Below are 18,451 nucleotides of genomic sequence, written 5' to 3'. Positions count from 1 at the left end.
CATGACCGAACCTTCCGCCGACGCCCTGCAGCGCGGCCTTGCCAACCGCCGCCGCGTGCTGGGCGATGAATGGGTGGACCAATCCGTGGCGCGCGCCAACGAACTGAATGTGGAGTTCCAGCGCATGATCACGGCCTATGCCTGGGACGGCATCTGGAGCCGCCCCGGCCTGGAGCGCCGCACGCGCCGCATCATGGTGCTGGCCATCACGGCCTCCATGGGCCGCTGGGAAGAGTTCGAGCTGCACATCCGCACGGGCCTGCTGGCCGACCCGGCCGACGCCGAGGCCGCGCCGCTGGATCTGGACACCATCCGCGAAGTGCTGCTGCAGACCGCCGTCTATGCCGGCGTGCCCGCAGGCAACACCGGCATGGCCATCACGCTGAAGATCCTCAAGGAGCTGGGGCGCACGCCCGCGCCGGCCAGCTTTCATCCACCCGCAGACACGGCCTGACGCGGCCTGACCGGACTCAGGCGGCCGGAGGCTGCTCCTCGGCCGCAGCGCCCGGGTAGCGCGCAAAGCGCCGGTTCTCTGCGCCATGCACCGGGTCCTGCTCGGCCCAGGGCCATCCGCCGAACTGGGTGCGCCGGTAGTCCTGCATGGCCTGCATGATTTCCTGCTGCGTGTTCATCACGAAGGGGCCGTACTGCGCCACGCTCTCGCCAATGGGGCGGCCTTGCAGCACCAGGCATTCCACGGCGTCGGCGCCGCTGTTGTGCAGTTCCCAGTCCTGCGTGGCATCCACATGCAGGGCCGCATGCTGGGCCAGCGCCGTGGGCCCGACCTGCAGTGCCTGGCCTGCAAAGAAATACAGCATGCGCTGCGTGTCCGCACCGGCTGCGCGCGGCAGCGTCCAGCGCGCGCCGGGCTCCAGGCGCAGCGTCCAGATGGCCACGTCGCCCTCGGGTTGCGAGGCCCAGGATTCGGGCGGCGGCGGCAGGGCGGCCGCCGTGCCGGGCAGGCTGCCTGCGACCACGGTGACCACGGTCCTGCGGCCTGCGGCGTCTGCGTGCTCCAGGCGCGGGATGCGTTCGTTCCAGAACATGGTGAAGTGCGGCTCCACCATCTTGGAGCGCGCAGGCAGGTTCAGCCAGATCTGGAACAGCTCCAGCGGATTGGGCGCGTCGCTGTTGAGCAGCGGGAACATCTCCGAATGCTGGATTCCCTTGCCGGCCGTCAGCCACTGCACGTCGCCGCCGCCAAAGCGCGCAGCCGCGCCCAGCGAATCGGAATGGTCGATCAGGCCCTTGCGCACCAGGGTCACGGTCTCGAAGCCGCGGTGCGGGTGGCCGGGAAAGCCCGGCACGCCATCGCCGTGGTACATGGAAAAGCCGTCCTTGCGGCTGAAGTCGCTGCCCATCTGGCGGCCTTCCAGGTCCACGGCCTGCACGCCCAGGCGGCCATCGCTGGGCGGATAGGCATCGTCATGGTGGGCACAGAACAGGAAGGGGTCCATGGTGGGCCACAGCGGGCCCAGCGGCTGGCTCTGGAGGACGGGGGTGGTGGCTGCGGTCATCGTGGCTCCTGTGAGGCTGCGCCCGCAAGAAAAAGGGGGCGCTGCATTCTCGGACAGATGCGGCCCCCGCGCCCGTTTTGAAAGCCACCATGGCTGGGACAGTGCGGCCCAGGAATGCAACGCCCGCCGGGTCAGTTGCGCGGCGGCGTCACCAGGCCCTTTTGCACGGCCGGGCGCGCCACGAAGGCGGCCAGCACGCGCTGCAGCTCGGGAAAGCGCTCCCAGCCCAGCAGTTCGGCCGCGTTGTAGCCCTGCTCCACCACCATGTTGCGCACCCAGGGCCACAGGGCGATGTCGGCAATGGTGAACTGCTCGCCCATCACCCAGGCGCGGCCTGCGAGGCGGCGCTCCAGCACACCCAGCAGGCGCACGGACTCGTTCACGTAGCGGTCGCGCGGGCGCTTGTCCTCGAAGTCCTTGCCGGCGAATTTGTGGAAGAACCCCAGCTGGCCGAACATGGGGCCGACGCCACCCATCTGGAACATCAGCCACTGCAGCGTTTCATAGCGCGCTGCCGGGTCGGCGGGCAGCAGCGGGCTGCCGGACTTCTCGGCCAGGTAGACCAGGATGGCGCCCGACTCGAACAGCGCCAGCGGCTTCCCGCCCGGCCCCTGCGGGTCCAGGATGGCCGGGATCTTGTTGTTGGGGAAGGTGTCCACGAACTCGGGCGAGAGCTGGTCATTGCTCTCGAAGCCCACGCGGTGCGCCTCATACGGCAGGCCCATCTCCTCCAGAGCGATCGACACCTTGACGCCGTTTGGCGTGGGCAGGGAATACAGCTGGATGCGGTCCGGCTGCGTGGCCGGCCACTTGCGCGTGACGGAAAAGGCGGAAAGCGGATTCTGTGAAGTCATGGGGCACCTTGAAGGCTGGACGGGTTCGCCAAGAAATCGATGGCCGCTGCATCGTAACGTTCGGCGCCCAGCCATGCTTGGCACGCTAAATAATGGCGGACCCGGCCCTGCCGCCGGGTCATAACAATCAACGGAGACATGCATGACAAGACATTCCACCCGCCGCCACGCACTGGCCCTGCTCGGCACCACCGCCGCCGCCTGGGCGGCCCTGCCCCTGGTCGCCACAGCGGCCGGCTACCCCGAGCGCCCCGTGACCGTGGTCGTGCCCTACTCGCCCGGCGGCGGCGTGGACATCATCACGCGCCTGGTCACGCCGCCCATGGCCGAGCTGCTGGGCCAGTCCCTGGTGGTGGACAACAAGCCCGGCGGCGGCACCAACATCGGCATGGGCGCGGTGGCACGCGGCGCGGCCGACGGCTACCTGCTGCTGACGGCCTCCAACACGCTGACCACCAACAAGGCGCTGTACGCCAAGCTCAATTTCGATCCGCTCAAGGACCTCATCCCGGTGGGCCGCATCGGCGAGGCGCCGCTGGTCGTGGTGGTCAACGCCAAGTCGCCCCACAAGAACCTGGCCGAACTGATCGCCGCCGGCAAGGCCAAGGCCGGCGCGCTGTCCTATGGCACGGCTGGCGTGGGCAGCTCGGGCCACATGGCCAGCGCCCTGCTGGAGCGCGCAGGCGGCTTCCAGGCCGTGCACATCCCCTACAAGGGCGGCTCGGCGGCCGTGACCGACCTGCTGGGCGGGCGGCTGGACTTCATGGCCATCAACCCGCTGGAGGTGGCAGGCCATGTGGGCAGCGGTGCGCTGCGCGCCCTGGCGGTGCTCAACCACAATGGTTCGCGCCTGTTGCCGGGCGTGCCCACGGCACGTTCGCTGGGCGTGAATGTGCAGGCCACCGTGTGGTGGGGCCTGGTGGCGCCGGCCGGCACGCCGCCGGCCGTGGTGCAGGCGCTGAACCAGGCTTTGAACAAGAGCCTGGCCCAGCCCGCCGTGCAGCAGAAGCTGGCCGACATCGGCGCATCGCCCATGGGCGGCACGCCGGCCGAGTTTGGCGCCTTCATTCAGGCCGAGAGCGCCGAGCTGGGCGAGGTGATTCGCGCGGCCAATATCCGCGCGGACTGAGGCGCGGGCGAAGGGAAGGACGAAGGCGCGCCGCTGCGCTCAGCGCGGCGCGACGGGCTTCTGGACCAGGGCCACGCTCAGGCCGTCCGGCGTCACCGTGATGGCGCCGGGCTCCATGTTCAGCGAGTCCATCAGGGCCAGTTCCTTGTCCTGCAGCTGGTAGAGCACGAGCTGGCCCAGCGCCTGCTCGGCCAGCGCGCTGGCGTAGGTGGTGAGCATGTCGCTCATGGCGGGCGCCAGGTCATTGATGACCAGGCTGTTGACCTTGATCTGGTGGGCGCGCAGCGTGCGGTCCGTGGGCTCGTAGCGCAGCGCGAAGTCCAGGTTCAGATGGCCGCCATAGCCCTGCTTGAGCACGGGCCCCGACAGATCGGCCTGCAGCACCGCATTGAGCGCGTTGCGCTCGGGCAGCAATCCCAGCACCGGCGAATGCAGCTTGAGCTGCAGCATGCCGGCCACGGGGAACTGCCGGGGAAAGCGCTGGGCCACCACCTCCTGCAGCCTTTGCCGCGAAACCGAGACATTCCCAGGTCCGGACTTTCCCGAACATCCGGTCGCGGCCAGGCTCCAGCCCGCTGCCACGACCATCAACAAAAAGCGGCGATTCATCACGACAGCACAAGCCTCAGAAAGCCCGACACGAAACCCTGAAGCGCCATGCATGCCATACGCATGGCGCTATGTTTTTTGAGAGCGACATTGTCCCGCCAGGGGCTATTCCCTGTCCCTGCAGTGGGTGTTGCCCGGCACCTGCGCGCAGCCACTTCGAGAACGAAACGACATAGCAGCTAGTGCCCGCCGGACATAGGCAGTACCGGCTCCCATACGGAAACTCGGCCGCTCGCAAAGTTCCCGCCTTCCAGAAGAAATCAAGGAGACACCATGAAGAAGAACATCGCCCTCGCCCTGCTGGCCACAGGCTGCGCGGCCGGCCCCGCCCTGGCGCAATCCACCAGCAGCGTGAGCCTGTACGGCATCATCGACGTGTCGGTGCGCGCGCAAAGCGGCCTGTCGGGCGCCAATGCGCCGGCTGCGGGCAGCATGGGCTCGGTCAACAGCGGCGTGGGTCCCACCAGCCGCTGGGGCATACGCGGCAGCGAGGACCTGGGCGGCGGCCTGCGCGCCATCTTCAACCTCGAATCCACGCTGGGCGCCGACGTGGGCGGTATCGGCGGCGTGGCCGGCACCTTCGACCGGGCGGCCATCGTGGGCCTGGCCGGCCACTGGGGCGCGGTCACGGCTGGCCGGCAGAACACGCTGATCTCCGACTCCGTGGGCCTGGTCGATCCCATCGCCCTGCGCTTTGCGGGCCTGAACCCCAACATCCAGGTCACCAGCCTCACGGGCCACGGCCTCAACAACGAATGGGGCGCCACCAACACCAAGGTGGGCTCCAACCGCGTCAACAACTCCATCAAGTACTCGGGCAGCTTTGGCGGCCTCACGGCGCGCGCCATGTACAGCTTCGGGGAGACCGGCGTGTCGGCCTCGCGCCTGGACACGCGCGGCCTGGGCCTGGACTGGCGCCAGGACGATCTGGTGCTGACCAGCGCCTACACCCAGTTCCACGACGCCAGCGGCCGCACGCTGGACGCCGCCAACATCGGTGGCGCCTGGAGCCGTGGCGACCTGCGCCTGATGCTCAACTACGGCCGCAACAAGGCCGAGACCAGCGACACCGCGAAAACCACGAACAAGATCCTGGCGCTGGGCGCACGCTACGCCATCACACCCGTCATCGGCCTGAACGGCGGCTACTACAAGGTGGACCGCGAGCGCACGGGCCAGGGCGACGACGGCTTCCAGCGCCTGATCGGCTTCGTGGACTACCAGCTGTCCAAGCGCACCAGCCTGTTCCTGGAACTGGACACGACCAAGTGGAAGAACGGATACCAGGGCGCAGGCAACAAGACACGCGCCAGCGGCATCAGCCTGGGTATCACGCACAATTTCTGACCCCCTGAGCGGCTGGCGCCGCTTCCCCCAGGGGACGACGCCCTCGGCTAGGCGCCCCCGCCGCGAGGCGGCTCTTGCTCGGCGTCTCTGAGTTGGAGCACGCCAGTTTCACAGGCTGTGATCGTGATTCGCAGACCTGCAAGCCGCCGCGAAATCCAGCTTTGCCGCGCCCTTGGGCGCGGTTTTTTTATCTATTCATATATCCATTCATGGATTTGCACAAATCCTTGATTTTCAATAAATTAACCCCTTGTTTCATCCATTCATGAATTGATTCCCCATGGCCACTGAAGACCTCTCCCAGCAGGTGCTGGCAGCACTGCGCCGCCAGGGCGGTGCGCTGGCGGCGCGCGAGTTGCAGCAGATGCTGGGCGTGAGCCAGCCCACGGTGTCGCGCGCACTGGCACCGCTGATCCAGTCGGGCCAGGTGCGCAAGGTGGGGGCGGCGCGCACGCAGCGCTATGTGCTGCCGCGCCAGGTGGCGGGCGTGGGCGCCGAGGTGGCCATCATGCGCGTGGACACCGAAGGCCATGCATCGCCCTTCGGCCGCATGATCGCCCTGCACGGCGGCGGCTTCTGGGTGGATGAGGCCGACGGCCTCAGCGAGCAGCACGACGGCCTGCCCTGGTTCCTGGACGACATGCGGCCCCAGGGCTTCATCGGCCGCAGCTTTGCGCACAGCCACCCCGAACTGCAGCTGGGCGGCGACCCGCGCCAGTGGGGCGAGGACGATGTGCTGCGCGCCCTGGCCCGCTTTGGCGAAGACCTGCCGGGCAACCTCATCGTGGGCGAAGCCGCCTTCGAGCGCTTCCACTCCCTGCCCGCGCGCACGCTGCGCGCCGCCTCTGCGGCCGACTATCCGCGCCTGGCCATGCAGGCCATGCAGGGCACGCATCCGGGCTCGTCGGCGGGCGGCGAGCAGCCCAAGTTCTGCTGCATCACGGCCGGGCGCAGCGTCATCGTCAAGTTCTCCCCGGCAGGCAACGCGCCGGCCGAGCAGCGCATCCGCGACCTGCTGGTCTGCGAGCACTTGGCGCTGCAGACCCTGGCCGAAGACGGCCTGCCCGCAGCGCGCACGCGGCTGTTCCTCGATGGCGGCCGCGCCTTCCTCGAATCGGAGCGCTTCGACCGCAGCCAGCCGGCGCCGGGCGATGTGCCCGTCTCACAGGCCCACCCGGGCAGCAACCCTGGACGCATCGGCATGGTGTCCCTGCAGGTGCTCAATGCCCAGTACGTGGGCGAGGTGGACAACTGGGCAGCCACGGCCAACCGCCTGGCCGCACGCGGCCTCATCACCGAGGCCGACGCGCGCAGCCTGCGCCTGCTCGAAGCCTACGGCCAGCTCATCGCCAACACCGACCGGCACTACGGCAACATCTCCTTCGTGCTGCCGCAGCCCCATGGCGACTGGGCGCTGTCGCCCACCTACGACATGCTGCCCATGCTCTACATGCCCATCAACGGCGAGATCGTGGAGCGCGACTTCGGCGCCCAGCCCCAGCGACCCACGGCCGCCACGCTGGCCGAATGGCCGCATGCCCAGGCGCTGGCACGCCGCTTCTGGCAGGCCGTGGCGCAGGATGCGCGCATCTCCGGGGACTTTCGCAACATTGCCACGCGAAATCTTGAATTCATGAGTGCCTGATTGAAAGGCACCAGCAACGAGATCCGAATACCAATCTGTGGATAACACCTGTAATTTCTCTTGAAAAACCTGTGCACATTCTCTTGAAAAACATTTGCACAAGCTGTGCTTTGTCTGCGCAAAACCTGCCATCCACAAGGGCAGTACGCTACCGCCTGCACAATCGAAGGCTTCCTCATCCGACAAGAGCCTGGCCACCGATGACAAGCATTGCCCCTTCTCACGCCGCAGACCCACGCATCGCCGACGTGCTCAGCTACTGGCTGGGCTCCGCGCATCCCGACAACGCGGGCGCCCTGGCCTGCAAGAACCTGTGGTTCATCAAGTCCGATGCCACTGACGACCAGATCCGCGAGCGCTTCGGCGCCCTGGTCGAAGATGCACTGGCCGGCCAACTGGACGGCTGGGCCGGCACGGCGCTGGGGCGGCTGGCGCTGATCGTGTTGCTGGACCAATTCACGCGCAACCTGTTCCGGGGCACGGCACGCAGCTTTGCAGGCGACCCGCAGGCGCTGCAACTGGCGCTGGACGGCATCGCCCTGGGCCATGACCGGCATGCCGACCTGCCTGCCGTGGCGCGCATCTTCTGCTACCTGCCGCTGGAGCATGCCGAAGACCTGGCCCTGCAGGACCGCAGCGTGGCTGCCTTCCAGGCCCTGGCCGACCAGGCCGGTGACGCTGGCGGCGAGGGCGTGCGCGAGTTCCTCGCCGGCACGCTGGACTACGCCCACCGGCACCGCGACGTCATCGTGCGCTACGGCCGCTTTCCGCACCGCAATGCCATCCTGGGCCGCACCAGCACGGCCGAGGAACTGCAGTACCTGTCCCAGCCCGGCTCAGGGTTCTGAGAGCGCAGCGGATCTCCTTCACCCACAAAAAAAGGGAACGTGCCAACGTTCCCTTTTTTGCTTTCGGCGCGCTGCCGGCATTCAGGCCGGCTGCGCCTGCGGCTGGCGCTCGCTGCCCTTGCGCTCGCCATCGCGCATGCGCAGCGCCCAGCGCTCGATCGTGTAGAACGACAGCGCCGACAGCGCCACCGAGATCGCCAGGCCCAGCGCCACCACCACGGGCCACGAGAAGTCGGCGCGCAGATAGCGCACCACCGGGTAGTGCCAGAGGTAGACGCCATAGGACAGGCGGCCCAGCTTCACCAGCGTGGGCGACGACAGCATGTCGAAGACCAGTCCCGAGCCCTGGCTTGCCGCCACCAGCAGCACCACGGCGGCGCATTCCACCACGGTGATGCCCCAGACCATGGCGTCCTGGTTGTCCCATTGCAGCGCCATCAACAGCGGCACGGCCAGCGGCACCCACATGGCGTGGTGCATGCGCGCCTTCAGTGCAGCGATGAAGTCGGGCCGCTCGATCATCACCGCCGCCAGCAGCGCACCGGCGAACAGGCCCGAGGCACGGGTGTCGAAGCGAAAGAAGATCTCATAGAAGTGCTGGCCCTGGTCCACCCAGTACACGCGCCACAGCCAGCTCAGCGCCCACAGCAGGGCAATCGGGCGCCACAGACGGCCCGGCTTGGAAAAGCGCAGCAGCAGCACCAGCAGCGGTGGCCAGATCAGGTAGAAATGCTCCTCCACCGACAGCGACCACATGTGCAGCAGCGTGTCCGGGCTGTCGAAGAAGGCGATGCCGTAGTCGGCCAGATAGAGGATGGAGACCAGCGCATCGGTGTAGATGTCGTTCAGGTCCGGCCACAGCAAGGGCGCGAAGATGCAGTACGCGCCCAGGAACAGGGCCAGCGCCGGCATCAGGCGATAGAAGCGGCGGCGGTAAAAGCGCCAGAAGCCGATGCGGCCTTCGGATTCGTTCTCCATCAGCAGCAGCGAGGTGATCAGATAGCCGCTGAGCACGAAGAACAGGTCCACCCCGAAGAATGCGCCATCAAACAAAGGCGCATGGGAGTGCGACAAGATCACCAACAGGATCGCCACGCCCCGCAGCCCGTCAAGGGCGGGGTTGTAGTGCAGTTTGAAATCCTTGACCACCAAAACCGGACACCTTTCCAACGCCGGGGCATACGCCCCGGGCCATGAACAAACCCCATGAAAAATGGAGCACGCGGACATGGCGCAGCCGTCCCCGGGAGGGTCGCAACGCATGGTCCAGCGCGATAAGAGAGACGGCACGCCCCAAGGTTCCCGGCGGATGCTGTGACCAGCAATCCGCGAGCCGCGGCTGCGGCGCACCCTGGAGGATGCGGGCCGCCTCTACGGGCGGCCCTGCGTGCACGAACATGCCCTGCAGTACAGGGCAATGGCTGATGAATTTCAGCGAAATCCGATTTTAGCCATCACCGCCTGCGGGCCAGGTTCGATGGGCATTCGGCCTGGAGTCCCGGGTCACCCCGCCCCGCCGCCTGTCCACCTCTCATCGCACGCCGCGAGTATGGGCAGCGCACCGCGGCCGGAACGTAACAGGAAGTTGTCGCCGACGCTGCTGCGCCCGGCCTCACGCCACCCTGCGCCGCCCTGTTGAGCCACTGGCGAACACAGGGCAAGGGGAGTTGGATGCGCTGTCAACAATTTGGAACAAAACGCCACCAATCCCAATGAATACCAGCATCTTCCGCTATCGTTTTTAACAAACAGGCGGACAAACGGAAGAGATCGCGTCCTGCAGACCACGGCGCGCGTCACTGCCTGTCTGCACCGGCTGCTGGTTCTTGGCCCGCAGATAGTGCTCGGTGAACAGCGCCAGGTAGCTCTCCAGCGCGCGGCCTGCGCGCCGGTCGCCGCCGTCGCCCGTCAGCTCCAGGCACAGGGCCGCCACCTCGCTGGTGCAGAAATGGTCTTCGCGCTGGGAGCGGCGCAGACGGTACTGCGAGACCTGATCCGGGTGCAGGCTCAGCACCGGAAAGCGGTCCAGGTAAGGGCTCTTGCGGAACATCTTGCGCGCCTCGGGCCAGGTCGCGTCCAGCAGGATGAACAGCGGGCGCCGGCCCGGGTCCGGTTCGGTCCCGGCCTGGGCTCCGGCCCGGGGCACCGGCAGCGCATGCACCACGCGCTGCGGCGGCTCCACGAACTCGCCGGGAAACACCACATAGGGCTGCCACTGCGGATCATCGAGCAAGGCCAGCAGGCCCGCATCGGCCTCGGTGCGCGCCCAGCCGAAGGCGTGCGTCTGCTCCACCACATCGGCGATCAGCCAGCCCGTGTTGCTGGGCTTGAGCGGCTCGGCATCGTGCATCAGCAGGCAAAAGCCCGCCCGCGTCGGCAGCATGGGACGCAGCGCGCAAAGGCAGTGCGAAGGCCGCAGCCGGCAACCCTCGCAGCGCTCACCGCGCGGCCCGCCGCGTGACAGAAACGGCCGCGTGCTGCGCGCCAGCCGCTGCGTGCGCAGCCGCGAGACTGCATGCGGCGCCACGCCGGAGTCCACGCCGCGCAGATAGGACAGAGGCACGCAGGCATCCTGCGCCGAAGCAGGCACAGCTGACATTTCCAGGCTCATCCCACGCTTTCCAGCTCGAACAGCGGCAGCTCGGCGCGGCGGCTCAGCCACACGCCGCCTCCCAGTTCCTTGAAATGCTCGGCCAGCCCGCGCCGGTACAGATCCGCCCGGTGGCGGAACAGGCGCGGATCGGTCAGATCCTCATCGATCACGCCGCGTTCGTAATCCTCGCGCGCCACCGCCTCCACATACAGACCGCCTCGGCTCAACCGCCCCAGATTGGCCAGCGCGCGCTTGAGATCCGGCGGGCTCAGATAGGGCAGCACGCCCTGGCAGATCACCAGATCGAAGGGCTCTGCAGGATCATGCGCCGCATAGTCCACCACCGAGCCGCGCTCCCAACCGAAGCGCCCGCACAGGTACTCGCTGAACTCCACGCCGTGGTAGCTGGCACCGGGGAAGTGGCGCTGCACCGCCTCGCGCCACAGACCGATGCCGCAGCCTACATCCAGCACGCGGCGCACGGGCACGCGCACATAACTCAGATAGGAACAGACGAAAGCGCCCAGACGGTTCACATGCTCGGTATCGACCACGCTGGTCTTCTTGTCGAAGTAGTAGCGCTGGTAGTACGCCTCGTCGAACCACTGGTCACTTGCTGATTGCACGCATTCTCCTTGGGGGTGAGCGCCCGGCGGGCGCGTTCGGGCGGGAGTATGGCGCAGAGGGGTTTGTATATGCCGGGATGCGGTATTCGCTCAGGCCTTCGGCGGCCGATGCAACAGGCACAGCTTGTTGCCATCCAGATCCCGCACATAGGCCAGGTACAGCCGGCCACCGGGCGAAGCCTCGCGCCAGCCGGGCGGATCCTCGCAGGTCACGCCCCCGGCTGCCACGGCGGCGGCATGGGCCGCGTCGGCCTGCTCGGGCGACTGCGTCGCAAAGCCAATGGTCGCGCCATTGCCGTGGCAGGCAGACTCGCCGTTGATCGGTGTGGAAATGGCAAACGTGCCGCCCGCGCTGCGGTAGAAATAGCGGTTCTTGTTGGCCATGCCCGGCGCAACGCCGAGCGCGCCCAGGAATGCGTCGTAGAACTGCTTGGATTTTTCGAGGTCGTTGACCCCGACCATGACGTGGCTGAACATGCCTGTGTCTCCTTGGTTGATGCGAACCGGGATGTTAGCTGCGGCACGCCGTCCTGCTGTCACCCATGCGCGCCAGCGACCATACTGTCGCCCCCGCCACAGCCGGCGGACATTGCACCGATACCGCGATACCGAAACCATGCGCCTTCTTCACACTTCCGACTGGCACCTGGGCCAGCACTTCATGGGCAAGAGCCGCCAGGCCGAGCACGCTGCGCTCATCGACTGGCTGCTGGAGCAGGTCGATACCCAGGCGGTCGATGCCGTGCTCATCGCGGGCGATATCTTCGACACCGGCGCGCCGCCCAGCTATGCGCGCGAGCTGTACAGCCAGCTGGTGGTGCGCCTGCATGCGGCGGGCGTGGCCCTGTTGCTGCTGGGCGGCAACCACGACTCCGTGGCCACGCTGGCAGAGAACCGCGAGCTGCTGGCCTGCCTGGACACCACCGTGGTTGCCGCCGTGGGCGAGACGGCCAGCCACGTGGTCGAGCTGCCGCTGCGGCGCCGGCCGGGGCAGCCGGCCGCGCCCGGCTGCATCGTCTGTGCCCTGCCCTTCATGCGCCCGCGCGACCTGGTGCTGAGCCAGCCCGGCCAAAGCGCCGAGCAAAAGCAGCAGGCGCTGCAGGCCGCCATCGAGTCGTGCTACCGCAGCGTGCACGACGCCGCCATGGCACGCCGTGACGCGCTGGCCGCCGCATCCGGCCAGCGCCTGCCCATCATCGCCACGGGCCATCTCACCACCGTGGGCGCCAGCAGCAGCGAGTCCGTGCGCGAGATCTACGTGGGATCGCTGGACGCCTTCCCCACCTCGGCCTTTCCGCCCGCCGACTACGTGGCCCTGGGCCACATCCACCAGCCGCAGAAAGTGGGCGGCCTGGAGCACATCCGCTACAGCGGCTCGCCCATTGCGCTGAGCTTTGACGAGGCCCGCCAGTCCAAGCAGATGCTGCTGGTGGACCTGGGCCCCGAAGGGCTGCAGGCCGTCACACCGCTGCCCGTGCCCTGCTTTCAGCCCATGGCCTCGGTGGCAGGCAACCTGACCGCCTTGCCGGATCTGATGCGCGCCACCGCCCAGGCCGGCAGCCCTGCACGGCCCGTGTGGTTGGAGGTGGTGGTGGAGCAGGACGACTACCTGCCCCAGCTCACCGACCGCGTGCAGGCCCTGGCCGACGAGCTGCCCCTGGAGCTGCTGCGCGTGCGGCGCCAGCGCGGCCGGGCGGTGGCCGGCATGGCCGCCGCCGCCGGCGAGTCGCTGCACGAGATCAGCCCCGCCGACGTCTTCGAGCGCCGCCTGGCGCTGGAAACACTGGAGCCCGGCCTGGCCCAGGCCCTCACCCGGCGCTACCAGGAAGTGGTGGCCGGGCTCGATGCGCCCCAGCCAGGCGCCGGCGAACACGGCGAGGAGGCCCGCGCATGAAGATCCTTACGCTGCGGCTCAAGAACCTCAACTCGCTCAAGGGCGAATGGCGCATCGATTTCACGCAGGCACCGTTCGCGGGCAACGGCCTGTTCGCCATCACCGGGGCCACGGGCGCGGGCAAGTCCACCCTGCTCGATGCCATCTGCCTGGCGCTGTACCACCAGACACCCAGGCTGAACAACATCTCGGCATCGGCCAACGACCTCATGACGCGCCACACGGCCGACTGTCTGGCCGAGGTCGAGTTCGAGGTCAAGGGGCAGGTCTACCGTGCCTTCTGGAGCCAGCGCCGCGCACGCGACAGGCTCGATGGCGCGCTGCAGGCGCCCAAGGTGGAACTGGCCCGGGGCGACGGCAGCATCCTCAGCAGCCAGACGCGCGACAAGCTGGAGCAGACCGCCGCCATCACCGGCCTGGACTTCGAGCGCTTCACCAAGTCCATGCTGCTGGCCCAGGGCGGCTTTGCGGCGTTCCTTGAAGCCAATGCCAACGTCCGCGCCGGCCTGCTGGAAGAGCTGACAGGCACCGAGATCTACGGCCTCATCTCGCAGAAAGTCTTCGAACGCGCCCGCGATGCGCGCCAGCGCCTGGACCAGCTCAAGGCCCAGGCCGATGGCGTGGAGTTGCTGACGCCCGAGGCGCGCGATGCCCTGCAGGCCCAGGCCGACAGCCTTGTGACGGAGCAGGCCGCGCTGCAGGCCGACTACCTGCGCACCCAGGCCCAGCACCAATGGCAGCAGCAACTGGCCCAGGCCACCCAGACACTGCAGGCCGCCCGCACCGGCTGCGCAGACGCCGCCCAGGCACTGGAGCAGGCCACGCCCGAACTGGAAAGCCTGGCCCATGACGAGCCCGCGCAGGCGCTGCAGCCGCTGCACCAAGTCTGGCAGCGCAGCACCGTCGCCTGCGATGACAGCCGCCAGCAACTGCAGCAACTGCGCGAGCACGAACAGCAGACCCAGGCCCGGCTGCTGCTGCAGCACCGCCATGCCCAGGCCCTGTCCGCCCGCCTGGCCCAGGCTGCGCAAGACACCCTGGCCCGCCAGCAGGCCGAGCACCAAACGCTGGAACAGTTCTGCACCCACCATGCAGCCCATGCCCTGCTGGGCGAGCGCCTGGGCAGCTGGCGCCAGCAGTTCAAGCTGCGCGCCAGCCAGCAACAGCAAGCGGCCAGCCAGCAGCAGGCCCTGCGCAAGCTGGATGCCGAACAGGCCCGCATGGCGCAAAGCGCCGAAGCCGGCGCGGCCCAGGTCCAGGCCGCCACCGACGCACAGGCCCGCGCCAGCGCCACACTCCAGCACGCACAGGACGAACAGGCGCAGCGCCTTCAAGGCAGCGGCGGCATGGCCGAGCTGCGCGCGCGCGAGCAGGCAGAGCAGGACCGCCTGCACCTGTGGCGCCAGGCAGAAACCCAGGCCGCGCAGCGCCGCGAACTTGCGCGCCAGCGACAGACACTGGCCCGGGAATTGCGCGAAGGAACAGCACTGGCGCAGCAGCAGACGGACACCTGGCAAGCCCTGCGCACGCGCTACATAGACGTGCGAGAACAGGTCCGCGACAAGCAAAAACTGCTGGCCCAGGAGCAGCGCATCCAAAGCCTGTCCGAGCACCGCCACGCCCTGCAGCCCGGCCAGCCCTGCCCGCTGTGCGGCGCGCACGAGCACCCGGCCGTGGCCGCCTACGAAGCGCTGGACGCCTCGGCCACCGAAGCCGCGCTGCGCCGCAAGCAGGATGAACTCGACGCCCTGCAAACCCAGGGCGAAACCGCCCGCGCCACGCTGGCCGCCACCACGGCCGCGCAGGCTGCACGCCAGCGCCAGGCCGACGGACTGGAACAGGACATCGCACGCTGGCACGACACATGGAACGACACATGGCAGGGCCTCACGCAACCCCTGCAGCTCGCGCCAGACAGTTGGCAACAGGCCGACACCCTCGCCGCATCGGCCCAGGCCTGCGCCCGCCAGCTGGACACGCTCAAGCGCGCCGTGCAGGCCGCCGAGCAAGGCGAGCAGGCCGTGCAACAGGCCAAGGACGCTGCCCAGCACAGCCGCCAGTCACTGCAGACCGCGCAAGGCCAGCTTGCGCTGCAGCAGCAGGCCCTGGCCGACCACAGCGCACGCCGCGAAGAACTGCAGCAATCCATCGCCGGCCTGCAGGCCGAAGCCCAGGCGCTGAACGCGCAGTTGCAGGCCTCACTCGGCGAGGCCGGCCACACCCTGCCCGACGACGCCCAGCCCTGGCTTGAAGCGCGCGAAGCCGAATGGCAGCACTGGCAACAGGCCCGGCACGACCTGCAGCAACTGGCCCAATCCATGGCCTTGCAGCGCAAGGAATGCGAGGCGGCCGAGGCCGATGCGCAGCGCTGGAAAAAACAGTCGGAAACACAGTGGGAGGCACAGTGGGAGGGGCAGAGAACGGCGCAGCCCCATCCCGCCGATACGGCTGTGGCAGAGCCGCCTTCACTGCCCTTGCCGCCCGTGGAACAGCTGCCGCAGGCCCTGGCCGAATGCGCCAACGACATCGCCGCTCTCACGCGCCAGCAGGATGCCCTGCAAGGCCAGCAGCAACAGGCCCAGGCCACGCTGGCCCGCCAGCGCGAGGAAGCGGCCCAGGCCGAATCCGCATGGCAGGCCGCCCTGGCCGCCAGCCCCTTTGCTGACGAATCCACCTACCTGCAGGCCCTGCTGCCCGCACCCGAACGCCAGCGCCTGGCCACGCTGCGCCAGCAACTGCAGGCGGCACAACAGCGCGTGGCCACCCTGCTGGAAGCCGCGCAGCGCGAGCACGCGCAACTGCAGGCCCAGGCCCTGACCGACCTGGCACCCGAAGCCATACAGGCCCTGCTGCAAACACTGCAGGAGCGCCATACGGCACTCAGCGAACAACTGGGCGGCGCCCGCACCCAGCTGGCCGACGACCAGCGCCGCCGCCAGGGCCAGCAGGCCCTGTTCGAGCACATCGCCGCCCAGGCCAGCGACAGCGACCTGTGGCAGCACTTGGACGGCCTCATCGGCTCGGCCAAGGGCGACAAATACCGGCGCTTCGCCCAGGGCCTCACCCTGGACCACCTGCTGCACCTGGCCAACCTCCACCTGGCACGCCTGCACGGCCGCTACCTGCTGCGCCGCAAGCCCGAAGGCGAGCTGGAACTGGACATCGTCGACAGCTGGCAGGGCGACACCCCGCGCGACACGCGCACGCTATCGGGCGGCGAGGCCTTCCTCGTCAGCCTGGCCCTGGCCCTGGCGCTGTCCGACCTGGTCAGCCACAAGACCTCCATCGACTCCCTGTTCCTCGACGAAGGCTTCGGCACGCTCGATGCCGACACGCTGGAGATCGCGCTCGACGCACTCGACCGGCTCAACGACAGCGGCAAGATGATCGGCATCATCAGCCACGTGGAGGCGCTCAAGGAGCGCATCGCCGTGCAGGTGCGGGTGGAGAAAGGCGGTGGCGTGGGGCATTCGAGGCTGGTGGTTTCTTCGTGATCCGAATCGTTTCAAAATCTCTTAGGCTGTTGTTTTTAAAAGAATTTCGGTATAAAAGAGAAATTCTCAAAAAAATACCGAAATGCAAGACCTCCAGCCATCAGCGGCCCGCCAGTACATAGACGCCGTATCCACCTTCGAAGCCCTGGAAGAAGCCCGGGATGAAGGGGCTCAAGTACGCGGTGGCATGTATTGGCATGCGGGTCCGGCGTCGTCTCCTCAATCCAGCTACCTGATCCGCACCACGCCTGCGGGCGCCGAAACCAGCCTCGGTCTTCGCACGCCGGAAACCGAAGCCATCTATGAACGCTTCATGCAGCGCAAACAGGAAAGCGCCGAGCGTTTGGCCGGGCTCAAGGCCGCATTGGCCCAGCACCAGCGACTGAATCGTGCGCTGCGCGTAGGCAGGGTGGACCCGCTGGTGGTGGAGCTGCTCAACCGTCTGTCGATCACCGGGCTGAGTCCGCACTTTCGCGTGGTAGGAACGCATGCGCTTTACGCGTACGAGGCAGCAGCCGGCTTGCGGCTACAGGCAGATGCCCTGGCCACGCGCGACATGGACCTGTTGTGGGATACCCGCAAGCGGCTGCAATTTGCCACGCAACTCGCCCGCGTAGACAGCTCCATGCTCGGCGTACTGAAGAAGGTGGACAGCACGTTCCGCCTGCGCAAAAGCCAGCTCTACACGGCCGTCAACAAAGACGGTTTTGAAGTGGACATCATCCGTCGCGAACGTGTGGCAGACGATCCCCACCCCATCAAACTCAGCGACGCCGAGGAAGACTTCTGGGTGGCCCAGGCCAGGCGTGCCAACGTGCTGCTGGATGCGCCACCGTTTTCAGCCGTCATCGTCGCCAGCAATGGAGCCATGGCGCGCATGCATACCGTCCACCCGGCAACCTTCGTCGCGTTCAAGCGATGGATGGCCGGCCTGCGCGAGCGAGAGGCCATCAAGCGCAGGCGAGATGTACTGCAAGCGGACGTGGTGCAAGCGCTGGTGGACGGGTACTTGCCTCCATGAGTGCTTTCGGATACGTCTGAGACCTGTGCAATCTGTGAGCAGGCAGGTCTGGGCTCAACGCGCATACGGGAAGTCATTGCGCGCCACTGCTCTGCTCGCAGGCTGCAGCTCAATACGGAACTGTCACCAAACTGCCTCCCAACGCCTGCACCATCCTGCGGGCACGGCCTGCGTGGCCGCCGTTCACTCCTTTTCAAGGACCGTTCCATGCAAGTGCGCTTTCCCAATCCCTTCGGCCTGGCCCTGCCCGACGCCCAGGCGGTGCGCGAATACCAGGCCGCGCAAGGCTTCTCCGACGCCTACGCGCAGTTCCTGATCACGCAGAACGGCCTGGACTTCGACCGGCTCGAAGCGGCGCCCGACCGCGAGGACTACCTGCAGGCCGACGACGAGACCGGCGACAACCACGCCTGGCTGCGCACCCTGCACCACTTCCGCGCAGGCTCGGAGCACTGCGACGTGGAGGACCACCAGCGCGAGAACCTGTTTGCCGCGCACTTCATGGTCATTGGCCATGACCCCGGCGGCAACCCCTTCGTGGAAGTGCTGCACGGCGCCTTCAAGGGCCGCATCGGCAGCCTGGACCATGAGCTGTTTGCAGGCTGCGAGGACCTGGAGCAGTTCCTCGAAGAAATGGAACTGAGCGGCTTTGCCGCCGCCAGCGTGGACGACCAGACCGACATGCTTTGCGACGAAGACCAGGGCCTGATCTGGTTCCACGCCAGCAGCATGGACAGCTTCGTGCAGCAATGCGTGTTCTGCGACGAGGACGGCTCGGGCTTCGTGGTGGACGAGCCGGGGTTGGAAGAGGATTGAGCCACGGGGCGGGGAGGCCGGTGCTCGTGCGCAAGGGAAACCACTGCGCATTGGCATG

The 18,451-nt window shown here is 67.7% G+C and carries 16 protein-coding genes; 9 read left to right on the top strand and 7 right to left on the bottom strand.

The window, feature by feature from the left end; translation table 11 throughout:
- The first annotated feature begins 1 nt into the window (after nucleotide 1).
- Complete coding sequence (locus BO996_RS04660; protein WP_013804545.1) at nucleotides 2–454, top strand: carboxymuconolactone decarboxylase family protein; 453 nt, start codon at nucleotides 2–4, stop codon at nucleotides 452–454.
- A gap of 16 nt (nucleotides 455–470) precedes the next feature.
- On the opposite strand, the gene BO996_RS04655 is transcribed toward BO996_RS04660, so the two are convergent.
- On the bottom strand, nucleotides 471–1,517 hold the full coding sequence (locus tag BO996_RS04655; RefSeq protein WP_012202840.1) for a pirin family protein: 1,047 nt from the start codon (nucleotides 1,515–1,517) through the stop codon (nucleotides 471–473).
- Nucleotides 1,518–1,648: 131 nt separating this feature from the next.
- A complete protein-coding gene (locus BO996_RS04650; RefSeq protein WP_071954138.1) occupies nucleotides 1,649–2,371 on the bottom strand; it encodes a glutathione S-transferase C-terminal domain-containing protein in 723 nt (240 codons plus the stop codon).
- Between the two features lie 142 nt (nucleotides 2,372–2,513).
- On the opposite strand from BO996_RS04650, the gene BO996_RS04645 reads away from it, so the two are divergent.
- Nucleotides 2,514–3,500 carry a Bug family tripartite tricarboxylate transporter substrate binding protein gene (locus tag BO996_RS04645; RefSeq protein WP_012202838.1) on the top strand — a complete coding sequence of 329 codons (987 nt, stop codon included), beginning with the start codon at nucleotides 2,514–2,516 and terminating at the stop codon, nucleotides 3,498–3,500.
- 39 nt (nucleotides 3,501–3,539) lie between these two features.
- On the opposite strand, the gene BO996_RS04640 is transcribed toward BO996_RS04645, so the two are convergent.
- Complete coding sequence (locus BO996_RS04640) at nucleotides 3,540–4,109, bottom strand: DUF1439 domain-containing protein (protein WP_065346849.1); 570 nt, start codon at nucleotides 4,107–4,109, stop codon at nucleotides 3,540–3,542.
- A gap of 273 nt (nucleotides 4,110–4,382) precedes the next feature.
- Here BO996_RS04640 and BO996_RS04635 point away from each other — a divergent pair, with 273 nt between their 5' ends.
- The 3 genes from BO996_RS04635 to BO996_RS04625 all read left to right on the top strand — a co-directional run bounded on the left by BO996_RS04635 (nucleotide 4,383) and on the right by BO996_RS04625 (nucleotide 7,949).
- Nucleotides 4,383–5,456 carry a porin gene (locus BO996_RS04635; protein WP_043825391.1) on the top strand — a complete coding sequence of 358 codons (1,074 nt, stop codon included), beginning with the start codon at nucleotides 4,383–4,385 and terminating at the stop codon, nucleotides 5,454–5,456.
- 280 nt (nucleotides 5,457–5,736) lie between these two features.
- Nucleotides 5,737–7,101 carry a type II toxin-antitoxin system HipA family toxin YjjJ gene (yjjJ, locus tag BO996_RS04630; RefSeq protein WP_071954137.1) on the top strand — a complete coding sequence of 455 codons (1,365 nt, stop codon included), beginning with the start codon at nucleotides 5,737–5,739 and terminating at the stop codon, nucleotides 7,099–7,101.
- Between the two features lie 200 nt (nucleotides 7,102–7,301).
- A complete protein-coding gene (locus tag BO996_RS04625; RefSeq protein WP_013804552.1) occupies nucleotides 7,302–7,949 on the top strand; it encodes a DUF924 family protein in 648 nt (215 codons plus the stop codon).
- 81 nt (nucleotides 7,950–8,030) lie between these two features.
- Here BO996_RS04625 and BO996_RS04620 read toward each other — a convergent pair whose 3' ends face one another.
- The 4 genes from BO996_RS04620 to BO996_RS04605 form a co-directional block, all read right to left on the bottom strand.
- Nucleotides 8,031–9,179: an acyltransferase family protein gene (locus BO996_RS04620; RefSeq protein ID WP_071954136.1), complete on the bottom strand. Its 1,149-nt coding sequence runs from the start codon at nucleotides 9,177–9,179 to the stop codon at nucleotides 8,031–8,033.
- A gap of 511 nt (nucleotides 9,180–9,690) precedes the next feature.
- Nucleotides 9,691–10,548: a tRNA-uridine aminocarboxypropyltransferase gene (locus tag BO996_RS04615; RefSeq protein WP_156897926.1), complete on the bottom strand. Its 858-nt coding sequence runs from the start codon at nucleotides 10,546–10,548 to the stop codon at nucleotides 9,691–9,693.
- 8 nt (nucleotides 10,549–10,556) lie between these two features.
- Nucleotides 10,557–11,168, bottom strand: coding sequence for a class I SAM-dependent DNA methyltransferase (locus BO996_RS04610; protein WP_013804555.1), 612 nt, complete (start codon nucleotides 11,166–11,168; stop codon nucleotides 10,557–10,559).
- A gap of 90 nt (nucleotides 11,169–11,258) precedes the next feature.
- On the bottom strand, nucleotides 11,259–11,645 hold the full coding sequence (locus BO996_RS04605; RefSeq protein ID WP_013804558.1) for a VOC family protein: 387 nt from the start codon (nucleotides 11,643–11,645) through the stop codon (nucleotides 11,259–11,261).
- A 139-nt stretch (nucleotides 11,646–11,784) separates the two neighbouring features.
- Between BO996_RS04605 and sbcD the strand changes: the two genes are divergently transcribed.
- The 4 genes from sbcD to BO996_RS04585 all read left to right on the top strand — a co-directional run bounded on the left by sbcD (nucleotide 11,785) and on the right by BO996_RS04585 (nucleotide 18,393).
- Nucleotides 11,785–13,062 (top strand): exonuclease subunit SbcD, encoded by a 1,278-nt coding sequence (gene sbcD, locus BO996_RS04600; protein ID WP_071954135.1) that lies wholly within the window; start codon nucleotides 11,785–11,787, stop codon nucleotides 13,060–13,062.
- A complete protein-coding gene (locus tag BO996_RS04595; protein ID WP_071954134.1) occupies nucleotides 13,059–16,556 on the top strand; it encodes an AAA family ATPase in 3,498 nt (1,165 codons plus the stop codon). Before sbcD ends, BO996_RS04595 begins: the two co-directional genes overlap by 4 nt.
- Nucleotides 16,557–16,638: 82 nt before the next feature.
- The gene (locus BO996_RS04590; RefSeq protein WP_034366888.1) at nucleotides 16,639–17,577 is read left to right on the top strand and encodes a GSU2403 family nucleotidyltransferase fold protein; all 939 of its coding nucleotides are present in this window, start codon (nucleotides 16,639–16,641) and stop codon (nucleotides 17,575–17,577) included.
- 207 nt (nucleotides 17,578–17,784) lie between these two features.
- Entirely contained in the window at nucleotides 17,785–18,393 is a 609-nt protein-coding gene (locus BO996_RS04585; protein WP_071954133.1) for a hypothetical protein, read from the top strand.
- Nucleotides 18,394–18,451 lie beyond the last annotated feature (58 nt).

This window comes from Delftia sp. HK171, from assembly GCF_001886655.1.
Lineage (GTDB): Bacteria > Pseudomonadota > Gammaproteobacteria > Burkholderiales > Burkholderiaceae_C > Comamonas > Comamonas acidovorans.
Note: the sequence above shows the minus strand (reverse complement) of the source record. Positions and strands in the feature narration are given on the sequence as shown.

What these genes read in the sequence shown, in the direction of transcription:
- BO996_RS04660 (WP_013804545.1), top strand. Translation starts at nt 2, where the DNA reads ATGACCGAACCTTCCGCCGACGCCCTGCAGCGCGGCCTTGCCAACCGC.
- BO996_RS04640 (WP_065346849.1), bottom strand. Translation starts at nt 4,109, where the DNA reads ATGAATCGCCGCTTTTTGTTGATGGTCGTGGCAGCGGGCTGGAGCCTG.
- BO996_RS04625 (WP_013804552.1), top strand. Translation starts at nt 7,302, where the DNA reads ATGACAAGCATTGCCCCTTCTCACGCCGCAGACCCACGCATCGCCGAC.
- BO996_RS04645 (WP_012202838.1), top strand. Translation starts at nt 2,514, where the DNA reads ATGACAAGACATTCCACCCGCCGCCACGCACTGGCCCTGCTCGGCACC.
- BO996_RS04605 (WP_013804558.1), bottom strand. Translation starts at nt 11,645, where the DNA reads ATGTTCAGCCACGTCATGGTCGGGGTCAACGACCTCGAAAAATCCAAG.
- BO996_RS04595 (WP_071954134.1), top strand. Translation starts at nt 13,059, where the DNA reads ATGAAGATCCTTACGCTGCGGCTCAAGAACCTCAACTCGCTCAAGGGC.
- BO996_RS04655 (WP_012202840.1), bottom strand. Translation starts at nt 1,517, where the DNA reads ATGACCGCAGCCACCACCCCCGTCCTCCAGAGCCAGCCGCTGGGCCCG.
- yjjJ (WP_071954137.1), top strand. Translation starts at nt 5,737, where the DNA reads ATGGCCACTGAAGACCTCTCCCAGCAGGTGCTGGCAGCACTGCGCCGC.
- BO996_RS04585 (WP_071954133.1), top strand. Translation starts at nt 17,785, where the DNA reads ATGCAAGTGCGCTTTCCCAATCCCTTCGGCCTGGCCCTGCCCGACGCC.
- BO996_RS04635 (WP_043825391.1), top strand. Translation starts at nt 4,383, where the DNA reads ATGAAGAAGAACATCGCCCTCGCCCTGCTGGCCACAGGCTGCGCGGCC.
- BO996_RS04620 (WP_071954136.1), bottom strand. Translation starts at nt 9,179, where the DNA reads ATGTCCGCGTGCTCCATTTTTCATGGGGTTTGTTCATGGCCCGGGGCG.
- BO996_RS04615 (WP_156897926.1), bottom strand. Translation starts at nt 10,548, where the DNA reads ATGTCAGCTGTGCCTGCTTCGGCGCAGGATGCCTGCGTGCCTCTGTCC.
- BO996_RS04650 (WP_071954138.1), bottom strand. Translation starts at nt 2,371, where the DNA reads ATGACTTCACAGAATCCGCTTTCCGCCTTTTCCGTCACGCGCAAGTGG.
- BO996_RS04590 (WP_034366888.1), top strand. Translation starts at nt 16,639, where the DNA reads ATGCAAGACCTCCAGCCATCAGCGGCCCGCCAGTACATAGACGCCGTA.
- sbcD (WP_071954135.1), top strand. Translation starts at nt 11,785, where the DNA reads ATGCGCCTTCTTCACACTTCCGACTGGCACCTGGGCCAGCACTTCATG.